15 protein-coding genes and 2 tRNA genes are annotated in these 19647 nt (G+C 62.5%); 5 read left to right on the top strand and 12 right to left on the bottom strand.

From position 1 onward, the window contains the following. Positions 1-238 precede the first annotated feature (238 nt). Positions 239-2080 carry a potassium transporter Kup gene (locus AC19YX_RS19460; RefSeq protein ID WP_421548324.1) on the top strand — a complete coding sequence of 614 codons (1842 nt, stop codon included), beginning with the start codon at positions 239-241 and terminating at the stop codon, positions 2078-2080. Between the two features lie 61 nt (positions 2081-2141). Here AC19YX_RS19460 and AC19YX_RS19455 read toward each other — a convergent pair whose 3' ends face one another. From AC19YX_RS19455 to AC19YX_RS19435, 5 genes are all read right to left on the bottom strand, one after another. Next, the gene (locus tag AC19YX_RS19455; protein WP_078470124.1) at positions 2142-2432 is read right to left on the bottom strand and encodes a DUF3077 domain-containing protein; all 291 of its coding nucleotides are present in this window, start codon (positions 2430-2432) and stop codon (positions 2142-2144) included. Positions 2433-2892: 460 nt separating this feature from the next. Then, positions 2893-4176 carry a virulence factor family protein gene (locus AC19YX_RS19450; RefSeq protein ID WP_500606800.1) on the bottom strand — a complete coding sequence of 428 codons (1284 nt, stop codon included), beginning with the start codon at positions 4174-4176 and terminating at the stop codon, positions 2893-2895. Further along, positions 4176-6824: a bifunctional lysylphosphatidylglycerol flippase/synthetase MprF gene (gene mprF / locus AC19YX_RS19445; protein WP_078470126.1), complete on the bottom strand. Its 2649-nt coding sequence runs from the start codon at positions 6822-6824 to the stop codon at positions 4176-4178. Before mprF ends, AC19YX_RS19450 begins: the two co-directional genes overlap by 1 nt. A 281-nt stretch (positions 6825-7105) precedes the next feature. Continuing rightward, a tRNA-Met gene (locus AC19YX_RS19440) sits at positions 7106-7182 on the bottom strand. A gap of 206 nt (positions 7183-7388) precedes the next feature. Beyond that, positions 7389-7465 (bottom strand) — tRNA-Met (locus AC19YX_RS19435). Positions 7466-7760: 295 nt separating this feature from the next. On the opposite strand from AC19YX_RS19435, the gene dinB reads away from it, so the two are divergent. Continuing rightward, on the top strand, positions 7761-8822 hold the full coding sequence (dinB, locus tag AC19YX_RS19430) for a DNA polymerase IV (protein WP_020296533.1): 1062 nt from the start codon (positions 7761-7763) through the stop codon (positions 8820-8822). A gap of 47 nt (positions 8823-8869) precedes the next feature. Here the strand turns inward: dinB and AC19YX_RS19425 are convergent, their stop codons facing one another. From AC19YX_RS19425 to AC19YX_RS19410, 4 genes are all read right to left on the bottom strand, one after another. After that, positions 8870-9823, bottom strand: coding sequence for a hypothetical protein (locus AC19YX_RS19425; protein WP_078470128.1), 954 nt, complete (start codon positions 9821-9823; stop codon positions 8870-8872). A gap of 19 nt (positions 9824-9842) precedes the next feature. Next, on the bottom strand, positions 9843-11558 hold the full coding sequence (locus AC19YX_RS19420) for a proline--tRNA ligase (RefSeq protein WP_201129712.1): 1716 nt from the start codon (positions 11556-11558) through the stop codon (positions 9843-9845). A 129-nt stretch (positions 11559-11687) separates the two neighbouring features. Further along, the gene (locus AC19YX_RS19415) at positions 11688-13253 is read right to left on the bottom strand and encodes an AmpG family muropeptide MFS transporter (RefSeq protein WP_500606799.1); all 1566 of its coding nucleotides are present in this window, start codon (positions 13251-13253) and stop codon (positions 11688-11690) included. 42 nt (positions 13254-13295) lie between these two features. After that, positions 13296-13649 carry an MGMT family protein gene (locus AC19YX_RS19410; protein WP_500606798.1) on the bottom strand — a complete coding sequence of 118 codons (354 nt, stop codon included), beginning with the start codon at positions 13647-13649 and terminating at the stop codon, positions 13296-13298. Positions 13650-13810: 161 nt separating this feature from the next. Here AC19YX_RS19410 and AC19YX_RS19405 point away from each other — a divergent pair, with 161 nt between their 5' ends. Then, on the top strand, positions 13811-14818 hold the full coding sequence (locus AC19YX_RS19405) for a DUF481 domain-containing protein (protein WP_078470132.1): 1008 nt from the start codon (positions 13811-13813) through the stop codon (positions 14816-14818). 123 nt (positions 14819-14941) lie between these two features. Here AC19YX_RS19405 and AC19YX_RS19400 read toward each other — a convergent pair whose 3' ends face one another. Further along, a complete protein-coding gene (locus AC19YX_RS19400; RefSeq protein ID WP_002554837.1) occupies positions 14942-15151 on the bottom strand; it encodes a cold-shock protein in 210 nt (69 codons plus the stop codon). Between the two features lie 352 nt (positions 15152-15503). On the opposite strand from AC19YX_RS19400, the gene dcd reads away from it, so the two are divergent. Both dcd and AC19YX_RS19390 read left to right on the top strand, forming a co-directional pair. Continuing rightward, the gene (gene dcd, locus AC19YX_RS19395; protein WP_017129950.1) at positions 15504-16070 is read left to right on the top strand and encodes a dCTP deaminase; all 567 of its coding nucleotides are present in this window, start codon (positions 15504-15506) and stop codon (positions 16068-16070) included. Positions 16071-16175: 105 nt separating this feature from the next. Then, a complete protein-coding gene (locus AC19YX_RS19390; protein WP_078470133.1) occupies positions 16176-16385 on the top strand; it encodes a hypothetical protein in 210 nt (69 codons plus the stop codon). 37 nt (positions 16386-16422) lie between these two features. Here the strand turns inward: AC19YX_RS19390 and pdeM are convergent, their stop codons facing one another. Together pdeM and AC19YX_RS19380 are read right to left on the bottom strand one after the other, a co-directional pair. Beyond that, on the bottom strand, positions 16423-17079 hold the full coding sequence (gene pdeM, locus AC19YX_RS19385; protein WP_500606797.1) for a ligase-associated DNA damage response endonuclease PdeM: 657 nt from the start codon (positions 17077-17079) through the stop codon (positions 16423-16425). Then, on the bottom strand, positions 17076-19571 hold the full coding sequence (locus tag AC19YX_RS19380) for a ligase-associated DNA damage response DEXH box helicase (RefSeq protein WP_500606796.1): 2496 nt from the start codon (positions 19569-19571) through the stop codon (positions 17076-17078). Before AC19YX_RS19380 ends, pdeM begins: the two co-directional genes overlap by 4 nt. Positions 19572-19647 lie beyond the last annotated feature (76 nt).

The following is a 19647-nucleotide window of genomic DNA, read 5'->3' as shown; positions in this document are numbered from 1 at the left end:
TACGACGAGTGCTGCGCTATGCTTCGCGCCGTTGCTTGCTAGTGAAATGACGCAGTCAACCGTTCGTCTGTAACAACAGGTAAAACAGCGCATGCTGCGCAGGTTTTAAGGCTTGGCGTGTTCTTGTTGCCAGGCTTTTCATATCAAGCCCCGGTCTGGGTAGTAGGAGTGGTGGTAGATGGGTCAGGCAAGTAGTCAGGCGGTGGGCGGCGAGCATTCTGCGGCCAAGCCTCTGGGGATGCTGGTAGCCGCAGTCGGGGTGGTGTATGGCGATATCGGTACCAGCCCGCTCTATACCCTTAAAGAGGTGTTTTCCGGCGGCTATGGGGTCCAGGTCAACCATGATGGGGTGTTGGGGATCCTGGCGCTGATCTTCTGGTCGCTGATCTGGGTCGTGTCATTCAAATACATGATGTTCGTGCTGCGGGCCGACAACCAGGGTGAAGGCGGGATCATGGCCCTGACCGCCCTGGCGCGGCGCGCGGCGGCGGGGCACCCGAAGCTGCGCAGCCTGTTGGTGGTGTGCGGGCTGATCGGTGCGGCGCTGTTCTACGGCGACAGCATGATTACCCCAGCTATCTCCGTGCTCTCGGCGGTCGAGGGCCTGGGGCTGGCGTTCGACGGCATCGACCACTGGGTGGTGCCGCTGTCGCTGGTGGTGCTGGTGGCGCTGTTTTTGATTCAGAGCCATGGCACTGCGCGCATCGGCATCCTGTTCGGGCCGATCATGGTCACCTGGTTTGTGGTGCTCGGCGCCCTGGGGGTGTACGGCATCCTGCAGCACCCGGAAGTCCTGAACGCGATGAACCCGGTGTGGGGCGTGCGCTTCTTTATCGTGCACCCGGGCATCGGCGTCGCCATCCTCGGCGCGGTGGTCCTGGCCCTGACCGGTGCTGAAGCGCTGTATGCCGACATGGGCCACTTCGGCCGCAAGCCGATTGCCCGTGCCTGGTTCATCCTGGTGCTACCGGCGCTGGTGCTGAACTACTTCGGCCAGGGCGCCTTGCTGCTGGGCGATCCGGAAGCCGCGCGCAACCCGTTCTACCTGCTGGCACCGAGCTGGGCGCTGATTCCCCTGGTCGGCCTGTCGACCCTGGCCACGGTGATTGCCTCGCAGGCGGTGATTTCCGGCGCCTTCTCCCTGACTCGCCAGGCGATCCAGCTCGGCTACATCCCGCGCATGCACATTCAACACACTTCCAGTGCCGAACAAGGTCAGATCTACATTGGCGCGGTGAACTGGTCGCTGATGGTCGGCGTGATCCTGCTGGTGCTGGGCTTCGAGTCCTCCGGAGCCCTGGCCTCGGCCTACGGCGTCGCGGTGACCGGGACCATGCTCATGACCACGGTGCTGGTGTCGGCGGTGATGCTGCTGCTGTGGAAATGGCCACCGATCCTGGCGGTGCCGGTGTCCATTGGTTTCCTGCTGGTGGACGGCCTGTATTTCGCCGCTAACGTGCCGAAAATCGTCCAGGGCGGTGCCTTCCCGGTGATCGCCGGGATCGTGCTGTTCGTGCTGATGACCACCTGGAAGCGCGGCAAGCAATTGCTGGTGGATCGCCTCGACGAAGGTGGCCTGCCGCTGCCGATCTTTATCAGCAGTATCCGCGTGCAGCCGCCGCACCGGGTCCAGGGCACGGCGGTGTTTCTCACTGCGCGTCCGGACGCGGTGCCCCACGCCTTGTTGCACAACCTGCTGCATAACCAGGTGCTGCACGAGCAAGTGGTGCTGCTGACGGTGGTGTATGAGGATATTCCCCGGGTGCCGGCGCAGCGGCGGTTTGAGGTCGACTCCTACGGCGAGGGCTTCTTCCGGGTGATCCTGCACTTTGGCTTTACCGACGAGCCGGACGTTCCGGAAGCCCTGAAGCTGTGCCATCTGGACGACCTGGACTTCAGCCCGATGCGTACCACCTACTTCCTCAGCCGCGAGACGGTGATTGCCTCCAAGCTGGTGGGCATGGCCCGTTGGCGCGAGGCGCTGTTCGCCTTCATGCTGAAAAACGCCAACGGCAACCTGCGGTTCTTCAACCTGCCGGTGAACCGGGTGATCGAGCTGGGGACCCAGGTCGAGATGTAAGCGCCCCGCAAAAAAGCCCCCGTTGCCTGCCGGCAGCGGGGGCTTTTTGGTTTCTGGGGGATCAATGGCGGGCGACTTCGAGGCTCAGCCCTTGCAGCACATCGTCAATCACCGCCTTGCCCAAGGCGGTCAGGTAATGGGCGGCCCAGGCGTGGCGGTCGCTGTCTCTGCTGTAGACGGCGTCCTCGGCGAAGGCCTTGGCCAGGGACAGCAGGTCGGAGGCTTGGGCCAGGGCTTCGCCGATGGGGACGCCGGGGCTGACCTGGAATAGGGGATGGTCTGAGCAGTAGATGAAATGGGTTAAGCCGACAGTTTTCAGGTTTGATAGCTGAGGCGGGTTTGCTTTGTTCATGGTCCAACTCCTGAATTTGAGGAGCTACCACGTTCGTTTCCAAGCGAATGGGTGGCAGCTGTGCGCAGGTTGGAAAACCGGGAACCAGGAAACCGGCAGACCTCGAAGGTCTCCCGCGCACAGCCGCCATAACTGATGGACTGCAGGCGTTAATTCGTCTGCAATCACAACGGGGGTGCTAGTTGCCCAGATTCTTCGGGTTTCCAAGCCCGGTCACTGAATAGTCAGCGACACCCGGAGCCTAGCCCGTCGAAGCGCAGGCCAACAAGGCAGCAAAGTGCCCAAAACGCACCCCCTACGCAATTCTCGGAGTTTGCCTACGAGGTCATCGGGAGTCATCCGGTATTGCGCAGCCAAACGGTACGGCATGTTGCCGCCGACCCTCGGTTCCCGGCTGCAGCACGCGTAAAAAAGCCCCCGCAACCCTTAGGCGGCGGAGGCTGTTTGCGTAGCGTCAGGATCACTCCTCGGCTTTGCTTTGGCGCTTCTCGATGGCATCCACCAGGCGCTTGGCCAGGGCCGGGTAGTTCTCGTCGAAGTGGTGGCCGCCGGGCAGCTTCATCGCTTCACCCACGGCAGTCTTGTCGGTGCAGCCGCTTTCGTCGACTTCTTCGGCACCGTAGATGCACACCACTTTGGCGGCGGGCAGCTTGGCCATTTCCGGGCCGGTGGCGGCTTCCTTGCCGGCGTTGCCGAGCCAGCCGTCGACTTCGATCTCGAAGCTGCCGGTGCGGGCGAAGGCCAGCAGGATAATGGCATCCACTCGCTGCTGCTCGGCTTCCGGCAGGCGGTTGTAGATGGCCGGCAAGACGTCGGCACCGAACGAGTAACCGGTCAGCACAAAGCGCTTGGTGCCCCATTTCTGCCGGTAGTGCTGCATCAGCTCAGTGAGGTCGGTGGCGCTTTGTTCCGGAGTCTTGTGCTGCCAGTAGTAGCGCAGGGTGTCGATGCCCACGACCGGGAAGCCGATCTTGGCCATTTCCCCGGCCACATCGCGGTCTAGATCGCGCCAGCCGCCGTCACCGGAGAGGAACAGGGTCACGGTGTCCTTGGCCTGGCCGGCCGGGACTTCCACCACCGGAATATTCAGGCCGCCGTTTTCCGAGCCCACCAGCAGTTTGCGCAGTTCGTTGTTCAGCACCTGGGGCAGGTGGATGTCGTAGTCGCTGATGCTGGTGGTGGCGTTCGGCGTGTCGCGTACGAAACCGGCACTTTCGTCGTCCGGGTTGTCGTTCCAGGCCACCAGCCAATGGCCGTGGGCCAGGGTTTTCGGCAGTGGGTGGCTGCAGCCGGGCTCGTTGATGGTGAAGCCCACCGACACGGCCTGGGCCTTGTCATTGTTCTGGGTCGCTACCCAGCGCCAGGCCAGTGCGGCGCCCGGGCCGATGCCGCTGACCAGGGTCGCTGGGCCGTTGAGTTGGCCGAGGGCGTTTTGCAGGGCTTGTTCCTGGGCCTTGCAGTCGTCCTTGGGCACGATCACTTGCACGATCTGCGCGGCACCGCCCCGGCTCAGGGCCAGCAGCTGGTTGTCGCTGAGGGTTGCGTCGGCCAGGACCGCCACAGCCACCTGGGCCTTGGGCGTGGTGCCGGGGATGACGCGGGTCATGGTCGAGCCATCGGCCTGGCTCAGGTGTTCCAGGGCCGGCTCGGGGGCTGGACGATTCCAGAACCAGTAACCACCGCCCGCCATCAGGGCCAGCACCACCAGGGTGGCCAGTACATACCGCCAAGAGCGTTGAATCATTAGCGTTTCACCAATCCAGTCAAGCCGCCCGCGATCAGGGCGGCGGTATCGGCCAGGGCAACCAGCGGATCGAGTCCGGCGGGCACGGCCATGTAACGGGGTTCCCAGTCAGGCTGGAATTTGTCTTTGAAGCGGCGCAAGCCCTGGAAGTTATACAGTTGCTCGCCGCGGCGGAACACCATCGAACCCAGGCGTTGGGTCAGCGGTGCGCCGCGACGCGGTTGCAGGCCTGACAACGGCACCATCCCCAGGCTGAAACGGGCGTAGCCATGGTTTTTATAATGCTGGATCAAGCCGACCATCATGAATTCCATGGTCAGCTTGGGCGCGTCGGGGTGGGCGCGCATCAGGTCGAGGCTGGCCAAGTCATGGCCGTAGGTCTCGAGCAGGTTGGCAAAGGCCACCGGGCGCCCTTCGAAGCGGATGATGGCGATGCGAAAGTGCTTGAGGTACTCATCGCTGAAACGGCCGAGGGAGAAGCCTTTCTCGCGCACGTTCTTGCCGGTCAGCCAGGCGTCGGAGATGACTTTCAGCTCGTCCATCGGCGCAAGACCGGGTTCGTGGATCTCCAGCGACAGGCCGTCGCGGGTGCCTCGGTTCCAGGTGTAGCGCAGGTCCTTCATCTCTTTGCCCTTGGCTTCGAGATCAAAGCGCTTGAGATCGACCCGGGCTTCTTCACCGAGCTTGATCGCGGTCAGGCCGATGTCCATGTAGTACGGCAGGTTCTCCGCACGCACCTGGTAGAACACCGGGCGCGCATGGTGGATGTCGCACAGGTCACGGAACTGCCAGATCATCTCGGCCCGTTGCTGGGTCGGCCCGATCGGGTCGTACAGCGCCACCAGGCTGCGCCCGCGACGGGCGTACATCAGGAACGCGTCGTCGTTGGGGTGGAACAGCAGCGCCTTGTCACCGGTCAGGGCCAGGCCACCATCGGGCTGGGAGGAGGCCATAAGGATCTTGGCGGCTTTTTCCAGCTCTTCGGGGGTGGGCAGGTGGATCACCGGGCGCGCGGTGCGCAGCAGCCAGGTCAGCGAGACCACCACCAGCAACACGGCGGCACCCAGCAGGGAGCGCAGGCCACGTGGGGCATCGGCGTCCAGGGTGAACTGCCACCAGAGCTGATGGCTGTAGGGCACGTCCTGATAGGCGAACAGCAGCAGCCAGATCGAGGCCCCCAAGACGCAGACGCTGGCCACCAGGTACAGCGGCGAGAACGGCAGCTCGGTGAGACGGCTCGGGCGATAGAACGAACGCCGGAACACCGCCAGCAGGCTGGCGGTCAGGGTCATCAGGCAGGCTTCTTCCCAGTCAAAGCCCTTGAGCAGCGAGAGCAGGGCGCCCACCAGCAGCAAAATGGTGGTCAGCATCCAGGCCGCCGACAGGCGCCGGCGCAGGCCCTGGGCCAATAGCAGGCAGAGCACGCCGATCAGGCTCGCGCCAAAGTGCGAGGCATCCACCAGGCGATGGGGGATCAGAAAACCGATGTGTTGCAGGCGGGTGTCGATCTCCGGCGTGGCCCCGGAAAACAGCAGCACCACCCCGGACAGGAATACCAGCACCGCCAGGATCGGCGCGGCCAGGCCAGAGGCGACCCGCAGCGATTGGCGAGACTGAAACAGCCGTTGCGCCTCATTGATCAGCAGCAGAATGCACGCCACCAGCATCGGCAGCACCACATAGATCAGCCGGTACAGCAGCAGGGCGGCGGCCAGGGGCGCGGCACCCAATTGATCGGCGAAGGCGGCCAGCAGAATCGCCTCGAACACCCCGACACCGCCGGGCACATGGCTGAGTACACCGGCGGCCAGGGCCAGCAGGTACACCAGCAGGAACGCGCCAAAGGGCGGAGCCTCGGGCAACAGCAGGTACAGCACGGTGGCGGCAGCGGCGACGTCGAATGCGGTGATCAGCAATTGCAGCAGGGTCAGGCGTCGGCCCGGCAGGCGCAGGGTGCGACGCCCGGCCTTGACCAGCAGGTTGTCGCGCAGCGGTTGTTCCGGCAGGCGCCGACGGTAGATGCCGATGGTCAGCACGGCAGCCAGCAACAGGACCGCCAGGGCGATCCCGCCCAACAGGCTTTCCGGCAGGCGCAGGGCCGCGGAGGCCGCCGGCAGGTTGCTCAGGGTGGCCAATGCGGCCAGCGGCGGCAGCGCGCAGCCCAGGGACAGGCTGGCGAACAGGGTCATATGGGCCACATCGGAGGCGCCCACGCCATGCCGGGCATAGAGTCGGTAGCGCACCGAACCGCCGGACAGCAGTGACAGCCCGATGGCATTGCCAATGGCAAAGGCGGTGAAGCCGCCCAGGGCCAGGGTCCGCGCCGGCAAGTCGACGCCGGCATAACGGCTGGCGGACCATTCATACCCCAGGAGGATGATGAAGCCGACAATGGTTGCGCCCAAGGCGCCCAGCAGCGCCGGTTTCGGCACTTCCAGAATCGAGTCATGCAGGGCGTAGAGGTCGAGCTCGCTCAGCAGGTGGCGACAGGCGATCAGGGCAATGGCGAACAGCAGCAGGGTCACGGCCAGGCCGATGGGCTGGCGGTATTTGCTCAATAGGTCCAGCCAGCGCAAACGAGTGACTGTGATCGGTTGGGTCGCTGTAACGGTATCGGTGTCTTGTGAATCAGACGAGTTGGCGCGCATCAATCACCTCTTGGATTGTGCGCGACAGGATGGAGGTATCCAGCCAAGTTACCAATCCCTGTAGAAAAAATAATTTCAAATATTAACGCGTCTTGCCATGGTCGACGACTGTGCACCCTTGCGTGTCAAAAGGGTGTCGTTTGCGACTGAGCATAGTCTGCATAAGAAGAGTCGGGGGCGCCGGCTGACGCATCGCCATACATTGCCAGATCATTGTTGCGAAAGAACTTTTTCGACGGATACAAAAAAGGCCACTCTTTCGAGCAGCCTTTTTTGATGTTTGGTTGCGGGAGCCGGATTTGAACCGACGACCTTCGGGTTATGAGCCCGACGAGCTACCAGACTGCTCCATCCCGCGTCTGTGTGGCGGCATTCTACAGACGAACGCTTGAGTGTCAACCGTTAATGCAGAAACGGGTCAAATAAGCGTTGAACGGTTATCAGTGCGGGTAAGTCATGGTCCTGCAAGGGGTTTTGCTTTTGCTTCGGACTGGCTGAGCCGGGAAGGGGTAAAACCTGCGGACACAAAAAAGGCCACTCTTTCGAGTAGCCTTTTTTGATGTTTGGTTGCGGGAGCCGGATTTGAACCGACGACCTTCGGGTTATGAGCCCGACGAGCTACCAGACTGCTCCATCCCGCGTCTGTGTGTCGGCATTCTACAGAGGAATGCTGGGCTGTCAAATGCTAATTCAAGAAAACCTCTTCTCCTTCAATCGCTTAGCGCCTCTGGTGGGGCCTTGGAAGGGGCTGCGAGGCCTGTCGCACGGGGCTTTCAGCTCTATTGAAGGGGGGCGAACGATTGAAGAAATAAATTCATCGCGGATTTTTCCTACATTCATATCAGAGGAATCAAAGCACTGGTGCTATATACAGGTGTCAGTGAGATACTGCCGGCCCGGTTTATTGTTACCTCTGTCCGTGAACTCTGCCTTTATATGACGCAGCGCAAAATCATCCATATCGACTGTGATTGCTTCTACGCCGCCATCGAAATGCGCGATGACCCGACGCTTGCCAGCAAGCCGCTGGCGGTGGGTGGCTCGGCGGAGCGGCGCGGGGTGATTGCCACCTGCAATTACGAAGCGCGGGCCTATGGCGTGCGTTCGGCAATGTCTTCGCGGCACGCGCTGACCCTGTGCCCGGACCTGACCATCGTCAAGCCGCGGATGGACGCCTACCGCGAGGCGTCGAAGGAAATCCAGGCGATCTTTCGCGACTACACCGACCTGATCGAGCCGCTGTCGCTGGATGAGGCCTACCTCGATGTTTCCGACAGCCAGAGCTTCGCCGGCAGTGCCACGCGCATCGCCCAGGATATTCGGCGCCGGGTGTCCAATCAGTTGCATATCACAGTGTCGGCCGGGGTCGCGCCGAACAAGTTCCTGGCCAAGATCGCCAGTGACTGGAAGAAGCCCAACGGCTTGTTTGTGATCACCCCGGACCTGGTGGAGGATTTTGTCTCGGCGCTGCCGGTCAACAAGTTGCATGGCGTGGGCAAGGTCACCGCCGACAAGCTGGGCCGGCTCGGTATTGTCAACTGTGAGGAGTTGCGCGACTGGACCAAGCTGGCGCTGGTGCGCGAGTTCGGCAGTTTTGGCGAGCGGCTGTGGGGCTTGGCGCGGGGCATCGATGAGCGCCCGGTGCAGAACGACAGCCGCCGGCAATCGATCAGCGTCGAAAATACGTACGACGTCGATCTACCGGATCTGGAAGCCTGCCTGGACAAGCTGCCCGAGCTGATGGCGACCCTGGCCGGGCGCATCGAACGTATCGACAGCAGCTATCGACCGGGCAAGCCGTTCGTCAAAGTGAAATTCCACGACTTCACCCAAACCACGCTGGAGCAGGCGGGGGCCGGCAGGGATCTGGAAAGTTATCAGCAGTTGCTGACCCAGGCGTTCAAGCGCGGCGGCAAGCCGGTGCGCTTGCTGGGGATTGGCGTGCGATTGCAGGATTTGCGCGGCGGGCATGAACAGTTGGAGTTGTTCAATCGCTGAGGTGGCAAGCCGATCACCGGTAAGCCGGCGATCGGTTGCGCAGGGGGTCAGTTGGCGCCAGGGTCGGCGACCAGACGGCCGGCGTTCTTGGTCAGCGACTTGAGAAATTCGCTTTGCAGTTCCGGGTCGTTGCGGGTCAGTTCGATCAGGCTCTGTTCCAGCTCGCTGGCTTCTTCTTCCAGGCCCAGTTCCGACAGACGCTTGACCCGGTGTACCCACTGGCTCACTTCGTCGTCTTCCAGGTCGTCGTAGATCAGCGTGTGCGCTTCGAGCAATTTGTTGCGCAGGTTGCCGCTGATGGCCAGCGAGGAGTCGGTGTGCACGTCATCCTGGGCATCTTCGACACGGATCAGCAGCTTGCCGACGTGGTTCAGGTCCTGTTCGGAGAACGGGCTGTCCAGCAGGTTCAGGCGCAACACGCCGTTGCGGTCGGTGCTCAGCTCGTGGGTCAGCTTGCCGGCCGTGACCTGCACCGGGCGCTCGCTCCAGGGCAGGCTCGAATACTCCACGCGCTTGTCGCGCTGGACTTCATCGATGCCCGCCAGGTTCTGCTGCGCGCGACCGTGGGACTGCACGTTCATGAACGGGTTGAGCCCGGCTACGCCGTAGCTGATCCAGTCCTTGGTGACGCTGTCCGGCAGGTTGCCCAGGGCGAAGACGTTGACCACATTGGCGCCGACGCCGGCGACGACCGCCACCAGGCCTGCCGGGATCTCATAGAGTTCGCGCCAGGGCTGGTAGGGCGTATAGCGATCATAGCGGCGGGTGACCTCGAATTCGGTGACTTCGAAGGTCTTTTGCTCGTGGATACGAACCCGGCGTTGCGGCAGCTCAAGCACCTTAGGCTCACCGACATCGATCTGCAGGCTGTGATCGAGCAATTTACGCTCGACCCGCTCCTCGTGCTCGCTGCGTTGTGACATCTGATTGGCACAGCCGCTGAGCAACAGGGTGCCGCACAGGGCGGCACCACCGAGGCTTAAGGTGTTTCGCTTGAACATGACTTCTCTTGATCTGGTTTCAGCGACGGATACGGGCTTGGAGGAAGGACAGTACGTCAGCCACCGGCAACGCTTGTGCCTCGGCTTCGGTGCGGCTCTTGTATTCCAGGTTGCCTTCGGCGAGGCCGCGGTCACTGACCACGATCCGGTGCGGAATGCCGATCAGCTCCATGTCCGCGAACTTGATGCCCGGGCTGGTTTTCTTGTCGCGGTCGTCCAGCAGCACTTCAAAGCCGGCAGCGGTCAGTTCCGCGTACAGCTTGTCAGTGGCTTCGCGCACCTGTTCGGTTTCGTAGCGCAGTGGCACCAGGGCGATCTGGAACGGGGCCAGGCCGTCGCTCCAGATGATGCCGTTGGCGTCGTTGTTCTGCTCGATGGCAGCGGCTACCACGCGGGATACGCCAATGCCGTAGCAGCCCATTTCCAGGGTCACCGGCTTGCCGTTATCGCCCAGCACTTCGCACTTCATCGCCTTGCTGTACTTGTTGCCCAGCTGGAAGATGTGCCCGACTTCGATGCCGCGCTTGATTTCCAGAGTGCCCTTGCCATCCGGGCTCGGATCGCCGGCCACCACGTTGCGCAGGTCGGCAACGGTCGGAACTGGCAGGTCGCGTTCCCAGTTGACGCCGAAGTAGTGCTTGTCGTCGATGTTGGCGCCGATGCCGAAGTCGCTCATCAGCTCGACCGAACGGTCGATGATGATCGGCAGAGGCAGGTTCAGCGGGCCCAGGGAACCGGCGCCGGCGCCGATGGCGTCACGCAGTTCGGCATCCGAGGCCATGACCAGCGGGCTGGCCACGCCTGGCTGCTGGGCGGCTTTGATTTCGTTGAGTTCGTGGTCGCCACGGATCACCAGGGCGATCAGCTTGCCTTCTTCTTCGGCGTGCACGATCAGGGTCTTGATGGTCTTTTCAATCGGCAGATTGAATTTATCCACCAGGGCCGCAATGGTCTTGGTCTCCGGGGTGTCTACCAGGCGCAGCTCTTCGCTTGGTGCAGGGCGGGACGTTTCCCGTGGCACAGCTTCGGCTTTCTCGATGTTCGCCGCGTAGTCGGAACCGTTGCTGAAGACGATGTCGTCTTCGCCGGATTCGGCCAGTACGTGGAACTCGTGGGAGCCGGCGCCACCGATGGAGCCGTTGTCGGCTTCAACCGGGCGGAATTTCAGGCCCAGGCGGGTGAAGACGTTGCAGTAGGCCTGGTGCATGCGGTCATAGGTGACTTGCAGCGATGCCTGGTCGGCGTGGAAGGAGTACGCGTCCTTCATGATGAATTCGCGGCCGCGCATCAAGCCGAAGCGTGGGCGGATTTCATCGCGGAATTTGGTCTGGATCTGGTACAGGTTGATCGGCAGCTGCTTATAGCTGCTCAACTCGTTGCGCATCAGATCGGTGATCACTTCTTCGTGGGTCGGGCCGGCGCAGAAGTCGCGGCCGTGACGATCCTTGAAGCGCAGCAACTCGGGGCCGTACTCTTCCCAGCGCCCGGATTCCTGCCACAGCTCAGCCGGCTGAGTGCTCGGCATCAACACTTCAAGCGAGCCGGCGGCGTTCATTTCTTCACGAACGACGGCTTCGACCTTGCGCATCACTCGCAAGCCCATCGGCAGCCAGGTGTACAGGCCCGAGGCGAGTTTGCGGATCATGCCGGCGCGCAGCATCAGCTGGTGGCTGATGACGACCGCGTCGGAAGGCGTTTCTTTCTGTGTGGCGAGCAAAAATTGACTGGTGCGCATGGTTGGCCGTTGTCGGTTGCTGATGACGAGAAATGACGGAGCATTGTACGGGCGAGATCCGCTGGCGTACAGGCGTGTGGCCGGGCCGGGCGGGGGAGGCTGGCCAAAGCCCGCAACCCCCGGGGTTTGCTATGAATTTTCGCTGGCGGCGGCAGGCGTCGTGATGGGTTCCGGTGTGGCAGTCGGCCCGGAGCGGCGACTTTCCTGGAACCAGTGCAGGGCGATCAGGATCAAGGTCGGCACGCCGAGCAGGGCGGTGATCAGGAAAAAGTCGTGGTAACCGAACTTTTCCACCATGACCCCGGAGTAGCCGCCGATCAGGCGCGGCAACAGCAACATAATCGAGCTGAGCAGGGCGTACTGGGTGGCGGAGAACTTGAGGTTGGTCAGGCTCGACAGGTAGGCGACGAACGCCGAGGTGGCCATGCCTGAGCTGAAGTTGTCCAGGGAAATGGTCACCACCAGCATCTGCAGGTTGGCGCCCATGTCGGCCAGCATCAGGAACAGCAGGTTGGTGCCGGCCGAGGCGACGCCGCCGATGAACAGAATCGGCAAAATGCCGAAGCGCACGATCAGCAGACCGCCCATGCCGGCGCCGACCAGGGTCATGATCAGCCCGAAAATCTTGCTCACGCTGGCGATCTGGTCCTTAGTAAAGCCCTGGTCGATGTAGAACACGTTGGCCATTACGCCCATCACGGTGTCGGACATGCGGTAGGTGGCGATCAGGCCCAGCAGCAGGAAGGCCTGCCAGCGGTAGCGCAGGATAAAGTCGTTGACCGGTGTCAGTACCGGCGCCAGGCCACGGCGGCCCATGGTGGACAGGCACAGGGTGGTCAGGGTGATGTAGAGAATCGCCCGCAGGAAGGCGCGGTCGTCCAGCAGCAGGTCAAGCGGGCTGGCACCACCGAACAGCACGCTGGCGAAGTCGGTGTTGTACAGCTGGGTGAACATGGCCGGTACCGAGACCAGCAGCACGATCAGCACGAAGACCGACATCAGTTGGTGAACAAAGCTGTAGCGCCCGGCCGACAACTGAGTGCGCAGCGGCACCGGCGGCTCGCGCATGAAGAGTGTGGTCAGCAAGGCCGGCACCATCAGCAAGCCAAACAGGACGTAGGTGCCGGTCCAGGCCGAGTGCTTGTAGTTGAAGCCGGTGGAGCCGAAACCTTCGGCGAAGAATAGCGCGCCGGCGGTCGCCAGTAGCGCGGCAATTCGATAGCCGGACATGTAGCTGGCAGCCAGGGCGGCCTGGCGGCTGTCATCGGCGATTTCCAGGCGATAGGCGTCGACAGCGATGTCCTGGGTGGCCGAGGCGAAGGCCACGACCACGGCAATGGCGATCAACCAGGACAAATGTTTTTGCGGGTCGCAGAAGCCCATGCCGATCAGGCCGAGAATCACCAGGGTCTGGGACAGCACCAGCCAGGAGCGGCGGCGGCCCAGTTTGCCCAGCAGTGGCAGGCGCCATTGGTCGAGCAGGGGTGACCACACCCACTTGAAGGCATAGGCCAGGCCAATCAGGCTGGCATAGCCGATGGTCTCGCGGGCCACACCGGCCTCACGCAGCCAGACGGAAAGGGTCGAAAACACCAGCATGTATGGCAAGCCGGCGGCGAAACCAAGCAGCAACAGCACGAGCGTCGAGGGGCTGGCATAGGCGGCGAGCGCGGCGCGCCAGGTTTTACGGGGCATGGGCTGGAGTCTGCCTCAGATTGCGGAAACAAAGCGCGCACTCTAACCGCTGTGCTCTACCGGGCGCCAGCCATGGCACCGAATATCCACCCGATTGTTCAGGATAACGACACCTTCATCGCGCAGGCGCGCACGCTGTTCATCTCCCGAGGGGCTGCCCGCAGGCAAACTGATACGTCCGCCGGCGGCCAGGACCCGGTGCCAGGGCAGGCGGGTGTCGGCCGGCAATTGGCTGAGGGTGCGTCCTACCCAGCGCGCCGCTCGCCCCAAGCCGGCCATGTCCGCCAGTTGGCCGTAGCTCACAACCTTGCCGGATGGCACCTGGGCCAGGGTCAGGTAGAGTGCCGTGCGTCGGATTTGCGCGGGGCTTTCAGCGGCGTCGCTCGGTTCGGTCACGTTTGTGGTTCCTGATCTGCCTGTCGGTCGTTGGTCGGGGCAGTCATTTAATAGGGAGTGAGAATTGAACTCACTATAAATGCCTGGGTCAGTCCTAGCTAAGGCCTGATCCAACGGGATAATGCCGCTTTTTTTCGCAAACTCGAGCCCTGTATTTGCTTATGTTGCCAAGAACCCTGCTGTGCCTCGCTGTCTTCAGCGCCTCCACGCCCTTGTTGGCCGACACCGTCTGGTTGAAAAACGGTGACCGGTTAAGCGGCAAGATCAAGGTGTTCGACGGCGGAAAGCTGTTGATCCAGACCGACTACGCCGGGGCGATCCCGATCGACTGGAAACAGGTCAAAACCCTGGAAAGCGATCAGGAGCTGCTGGTCAAGCAAGACGCCTACACCGGCGAGAAGGCCAAATCGCTGAAGCCTGCCGATGATGGCAAGGTGGTTTTGGCCAATGGTGAGGCGCCGCGCACGGTCGAGCTGGCCAGTATCCAGCAGATCATGAAGCCCAAGCCGGTGGTCGAGGATCTGATCTGGAAAGGGCACGTCGACGTAGCCCTGGATTATCAGCGCGCGGAGAAGGATACAGACGACTACGACGTCGACTTCAAGACCTCGGCCCGTCACGGCAAATGGCGGCACACCGCCGAAGGCGAGTACAACCGCGAGTTCCAGGATGACGTGGTGACCACGGACAACTGGCGAGCCGAGTACGCGTTGGATCGCTTTATCACTGATCAGTGGTTCTGGCAGGGGCGGCTGACCTACAAGCGCGACAAGGTTGAAGACCTGTCTCGTCAGCGGGTGGTGGGTACCGGCCCGGGCTACCAGTTCTGGGATGACGAGTTGGGTGCGTTCTCCCTGGGCTCGCTGCTCAACCGTACCGATTACGAATATTCCGATGGCGGCAAGGACAACTTCTATTCCCTGGCCATGAAGTGGGACTACAACCGCTTCCTGATCGGCAAGCGAGTCGAATTCTTCACCACGGGCGAGGTGGGCAGGCCGTTGTCGGGCGTGGCGGATTACGCGTTGGATGCCGAGATGGGCTTGCGGTACAAGGTTACCGACTGGGCTTCCCTCAATCTCAAGGCCGAGAAAGACGTGATCAGTGGCACCGAAGACAGCGACCTGAGCAAGACTCGCTACACCGCAGGCTTTGGCGTCACCTGGTAGTTGGCTGATTCAAGGCGGGCCTGAGGGCTCGGTCCGTCTTGAGATGCAGCGCTGCAAACAAAACAGACGGGCACAAAAAAGCCCCGCTTTTGAGGGCGGGGCTTTTTACTGGATCAGTACAAGTTAGATAACTTGAACTTCTTCAGCTTGCATGCCTTTCTGACCGCGGGTAGCGATGAAAGAAACCTGTTGGCCTTCTTTCAGGCTTTTGAAGCCGTCGGATTGGATTGCTTTGAAGTGTACGAACAGGTCGTCACCGGATTGTGGAGTGATGAAGCCGAAGCCTTTTTCATCGTTGAACCACTTAACGGTACCGGTTTGGCGATTAGACATGGTGTATCTCCTTGGACAAAGTTAACTGCGACTCAGGAAAAGCCCTGGCCGAGACTGAGTGCAAAGAGCAGGAAAAATTCTTGGAGATGGTTGGATCGAAATTCAACATCGTGTAGAGATTCTCAGTGACACAAGCAGCACAGTGGCGCCACCTTAACCCTTTTTCCGGAACGTGCCAATGGTCTTTGCGAAGGTTTCTCTGTTTTCGTGACTGACGGTGTCTGGCAACCCCGGGAAGCCCCAGGGATTGCGGGGATTAGCGAGAAAAACGCCCCAGTCTTTGAACCCGGCGACCTGCCCCGGTAAGATGCCGGACAGAATTTTTCCACCTCGCTATTTCAGGACACCCGCCATGAGCATCAAATCGGACAAGTGGATTCGCCGCATGGCGCAAGAACACGGGATGATCGAACCCTTCGTCGAGCGCCAGATGCGTGGCGAAGGCGCCGACCGGGTGATTTCCTTCGGTGTCTCGAGCTACGGCTACGACGTGCGTTGCGCTGATGAATTCAAGGTATTCACCAACATCAATTCGGCCACCGTGGACCCGAAGAACTTCGACGAAAAGAGCTTCGTCGATATCAAAAGCGACGTCTGCATCATCCCGCCGAACTCCTTCGCCCTGGCGCGCACCGTCGAATACTTCCGTATTCCGCGCAATGTGCTGACCATCTGCCTCGGCAAGAGCACCTACGCGCGCTGCGGGATCATCGTCAACGTGACCCCGCTGGAGCCCGAGTGGGAAGGTCACGTGACCCTGGAGTTCTCCAACACCACCACGCTGCCGGCGAAGATTTATGCCAATGAAGGCGTGGCACAGATGTTGTTCCTGGAATCAGATGAAGAATGCGAAGTGTCCTATAAGGACCGTGGCGGCAAGTACCAGGGCCAGCGTGGCGTGACTCTGCCGCGTACCTGAGTCATTGATCTGACGAACTGTGGGAATTCCTGAGCCGGCAGGCACTCTATGATTGTACTGCCCCGGTTCGCGCAAGGCGGGCCGCGCTTAGCTCAGGAGTGTCCTATGAAGATCGATCCGCGAATAAGCGCCGAATTGGCGAGGCTTGAACCCAATCAGGTCGGTGTACTGGCCTGGTCCCTCCTGGCCCATCCGGCCAGCATGGCAGGCGGCATCCCTGGCCAGCCTGATCCCGATACCCCGCAACCCAACCAGCCTACCGAGCCCGGCGAACCGACCCTGCCGGACGAACCGCCTCCCGTCCCCGTGGCCTGAGGCCGGTCGATGGCCAGTCAGGCGCTGCGCTGGACGCTCAACTGACTGGCCAGACCCGTTGCTCACCCACCACATAGATCCGGCTGTCCGGCATTGGCGCTATTCGATAGCCGCCGGTAAAGGCGCCGAACGCCGGCAGCAGGCTGACTTCATGTCCCAGTTGAAAGCACGGCAGGCGCAGGCTTTGCCGGCCCTTGCCCTGCAAGCGGTACACCGGGTGCACGTGGCCGGCCAGTACGTGCTGGCCGGAGTGTGGGACGGGGTCGTGGCACAGCGCGAAGGGCCCGAGGCTGAGCGGTTCATCGACCACCTCGATATCCAGGTCGGCCGGCGGATCGCCGGACCGCTGGTCGTGGTTGCCGCGGATCAAGGTTACTTGCAGTGCCTGATGCCGCTGACGCCAAGCGCGCAAGGGTGCCAGGGTGGCCTCGACCTGGGAGCCCGGGCCATGCAGGAAGTCGCCGAGAAAGATCAGCCGCTCACAGTCCAGTTTGGCCAGTAACCCTTCAAGCACCAGCAGGTTGCTCGCGGTGGTGCCCCGGGGTACCGGCTGGCCCAGGCTGCGATAGGCGGCGGCCTTACCGAAATGCGCATCGGCAATCAGCAGGCAACGCCGGGCTGGCCAGTAGATGGCTTTTTCCGCCAGCAACCATAGGGTTTCGCCCGCCAGGGTGACCGGGCAGTGCGCGCTCATGATCGGCCTGCGCGGTCAGCCGAGGTTTCCAGGTCGCTGACCATCCGCGCGATACGGTCGGCGAGTTTTTCCGAACTCATGCTTTCCCTGAAACGCTCCACCAGCAACGGAAATGCCAGGGGCGTTGCGCGTTTGATGGCATGCAGGTCGAGCCGCAACTGGCTGATATGGGCCAGGGTCTGCTCCAGGCGCTGCACATCCAGTTCTTCGCGCAGCACTTCCTCGGCAGCCTGGGCCAGCAGCAGGTTGCCGGCGTCGTATTGTTTGAACACTTCAAAGAACAGGCTGCTGGACGCCTGCACCTGGCGCGTGCTTTTCGGCGCGCCGGGGTAGCCGGCGAACACCAGGCCGGCGATACGCGCCACTTCGCGAAAGCGCCGTTGGGCGAGCTCCCCGGCATTGAGGCTGGCCAGCACATCGGGCAGCAGTTGCTCACGGCTTAACAGCTCGCCGTTGAATGAGTGGTGCCAGTCGATGGGCGTGGCGCTGAGCAGTTCCAGGCCGTAGTCGTTGACCGCAATGGAAAAGGTGATGGCCTGGCGCTGGCTGATACGCCATGCCAGCAGGCTGGCCAGGCCCAGGTGCACCTGGCGGCCGGCGAAGGGGTAAAGAAACAGATGCCAGCCTTCGCGGGATTTCAGGGTTTCCGCCAGCAGTGTCTGCGGCGTCGGCAGGCTCGACCAGCGTTGCTGGAGCTCCAGCAGGGGCTGCACCCGCTGCATTTCCGGGCCGCGATACTGGCCTTGGGCAGCTTCGCCAAAACGCTGGATCATCGCAGCTGCCAGCTCCCCGGAAAGTGGCATGCGTCCGCCGTTCCAGCGCGGTACGGCGGCCTTTTTCGCGGTGCTGCGACGTACATAGGCAGTCATGTTTTCCACCCGCACCAGTTCCAGCAGGCGGCCGGCGAACAAAAAACCATCTCCCGGACGCAGGCGGGCGATAAAACCTTCCTCGACATTACCCAGGGTCTTGCCGCCACCGCCCTTGCTCCAGAACTTCAATTGCAGGCTGGCGTCGCTGACGATGGTGCCGATGCTCATGCGATGGCGGCGGGCCAGGCGCGCATCCGGCACGCGCCAGATGCCCTGTTCGTCCGGCTCCACCCGGCGGTAGTCGGGATAGGCGGTCAGGGACAGCCCGCCGTGGCGCACAAAGGCCAGGGCCCAGGCCCATTCGGCGTCGCTGAGGTCGCGGTAGGCCCAGGTGCTGCGTACTTCCTGCAGCAGTTGCGCCGGCTCGAAACCGCCGCCCAACGCCATGCTCACCAAGTGCTGCACCAACACGTCCAGGGGCTTGTGCGGCGAGGTGCGCGGTTCGAGGCGGCGCTGGGCCACGGCGTCCTGTGCGGCGGCGGCTTCGATCAGTTCCAGGCTGTGGGTCGGCACCAGGGTCACCCGCGAGGCGCGCCCCGGCGCATGGCCCGAGCGGCCGGCGCGTTGTATCAGGCGCGCCACGCCTTTGGCCGAACCGATCTGCAGCACCCGCTCCACCGGCAGGAAATCCACCCCCAGGTCCAGGCTCGAGGTGCAGACCACCGCCTTGAGTTGCCCATCCTTGAGCGCGCGCTCCACCCAATCACGAGTTTCCCGGGCCAGGGAGCTGTGGTGCAGGGCGATCAGGCCGGCCCAATCCGGACGTGCTTCGAGCAGCGCCTGATACCAGACCTCGGCCTGGGCGCGGGTGTTGGTGAACACCAGGCAACTGGGGCTGCCGTCAATTTCTGCCACCACTTGGGGCAGCAGGCGCAGCCCCATGTGCCCGGCCCAGGGGAAGCGCTCGATGACCGCCGGCAATAGGGTGTCGACCTGCAATGGCTTGCGGTTGTCGCCTTGCACGCTGAGGGCCGGCCCCTGGGGGATCAGTACCTGTTCGGCATAAGCCTGGTTGCCCAGGGTGGCGGAAACGCCCCAGACGATCAGTTCCGGGTGCCATTGGCGCAGGCGGGCCAGGGCCAGTTGCAACTGCACGCCACGCTTGTTGCCAAGCAATTCGTGCCATTCATCCACCACCACCATGCGCAAGGTCGCCAGCGCGGTTTCGGCATCGGCGCGGGCCAGCAGCAGGGTCAGGCTTTCCGGAGTGGTGATCAGCGCCGTGGGCAGGCGCCGGCCCTGGCGTGCGCGTTCGCTGGCGCTGGTATCTCCGGTGCGCAGGCCGACACTCCAGGCAATGCCCAGAGAGGGCAGCGGCGCCTGCAGCGCACGGGCGCTGTCGGCGGCCAGGGCGCGCATCGGGGTGATCCAGAGCACGGTCAGCGGGGGCGCCACGGGCTTGCGCCGGCGTGGAGTATCGCTGGTACCGGGTGCGGTCGAGCTGGCGTAGCGATTGAGCGCGGCGAACCACAGGGCGTAGGTTTTACCGGCGCCGGTGTTGGCGTGCAGCACCCCCGACTGGCCACGCTTGACCGCCGCCCACAGCGCCTTTTGAAAGGTGAAGGGTTTCCAGCCTTGGGTGTTGAACCACTGGTGTGCGTAGTCGCAGGTCTTGGCCATGCAGGGGCGTGCGCTCTGAACTTCCTGATTCAGAGACCGCGGGAGCGGGCGACTAGTTTAATCGCGTTGGCCGCGG

The sequence above is a fragment of the Pseudomonas sp. MF09150 genome (assembly GCF_059862355.1).
This window is presented reverse-complemented; position numbering and strand designations above follow the sequence as displayed.

Excerpts from the sequence above, each read along its gene's own strand:
- AC19YX_RS19425 (WP_078470128.1), bottom strand. The coding sequence starts at position 9,823 with ATGTTCAAGCGAAACACCTTAAGCCTCGGTGGTGCCGCCCTGTGCGGC.
- AC19YX_RS19460 (WP_421548324.1), top strand. The coding sequence starts at position 239 with ATGCTGGTAGCCGCAGTCGGGGTGGTGTATGGCGATATCGGTACCAGC.
- AC19YX_RS19400 (WP_002554837.1), bottom strand. The coding sequence starts at position 15,151 with ATGTCTAATCGCCAAACCGGTACCGTTAAGTGGTTCAACGATGAAAAA.
- AC19YX_RS19455 (WP_078470124.1), bottom strand. The coding sequence starts at position 2,432 with ATGAACAAAGCAAACCCGCCTCAGCTATCAAACCTGAAAACTGTCGGC.
- AC19YX_RS19390 (WP_078470133.1), top strand. The coding sequence starts at position 16,176 with ATGAAGATCGATCCGCGAATAAGCGCCGAATTGGCGAGGCTTGAACCC.
- AC19YX_RS19405 (WP_078470132.1), top strand. The coding sequence starts at position 13,811 with ATGTTGCCAAGAACCCTGCTGTGCCTCGCTGTCTTCAGCGCCTCCACG.
- pdeM (WP_500606797.1), bottom strand. The coding sequence starts at position 17,079 with ATGAGCGCGCACTGCCCGGTCACCCTGGCGGGCGAAACCCTATGGTTG.
- AC19YX_RS19380 (WP_500606796.1), bottom strand. The coding sequence starts at position 19,571 with ATGGCCAAGACCTGCGACTACGCACACCAGTGGTTCAACACCCAAGGC.
- AC19YX_RS19450 (WP_500606800.1), bottom strand. The coding sequence starts at position 4,176 with ATGATTCAACGCTCTTGGCGGTATGTACTGGCCACCCTGGTGGTGCTG.
- AC19YX_RS19415 (WP_500606799.1), bottom strand. The coding sequence starts at position 13,253 with ATGCCCCGTAAAACCTGGCGCGCCGCGCTCGCCGCCTATGCCAGCCCC.
- AC19YX_RS19420 (WP_201129712.1), bottom strand. The coding sequence starts at position 11,558 with ATGCGCACCAGTCAATTTTTGCTCGCCACACAGAAAGAAACGCCTTCC.
- dinB (WP_020296533.1), top strand. The coding sequence starts at position 7,761 with ATGACGCAGCGCAAAATCATCCATATCGACTGTGATTGCTTCTACGCC.
- mprF (WP_078470126.1), bottom strand. The coding sequence starts at position 6,824 with ATGCGCGCCAACTCGTCTGATTCACAAGACACCGATACCGTTACAGCG.
- dcd (WP_017129950.1), top strand. The coding sequence starts at position 15,504 with ATGAGCATCAAATCGGACAAGTGGATTCGCCGCATGGCGCAAGAACAC.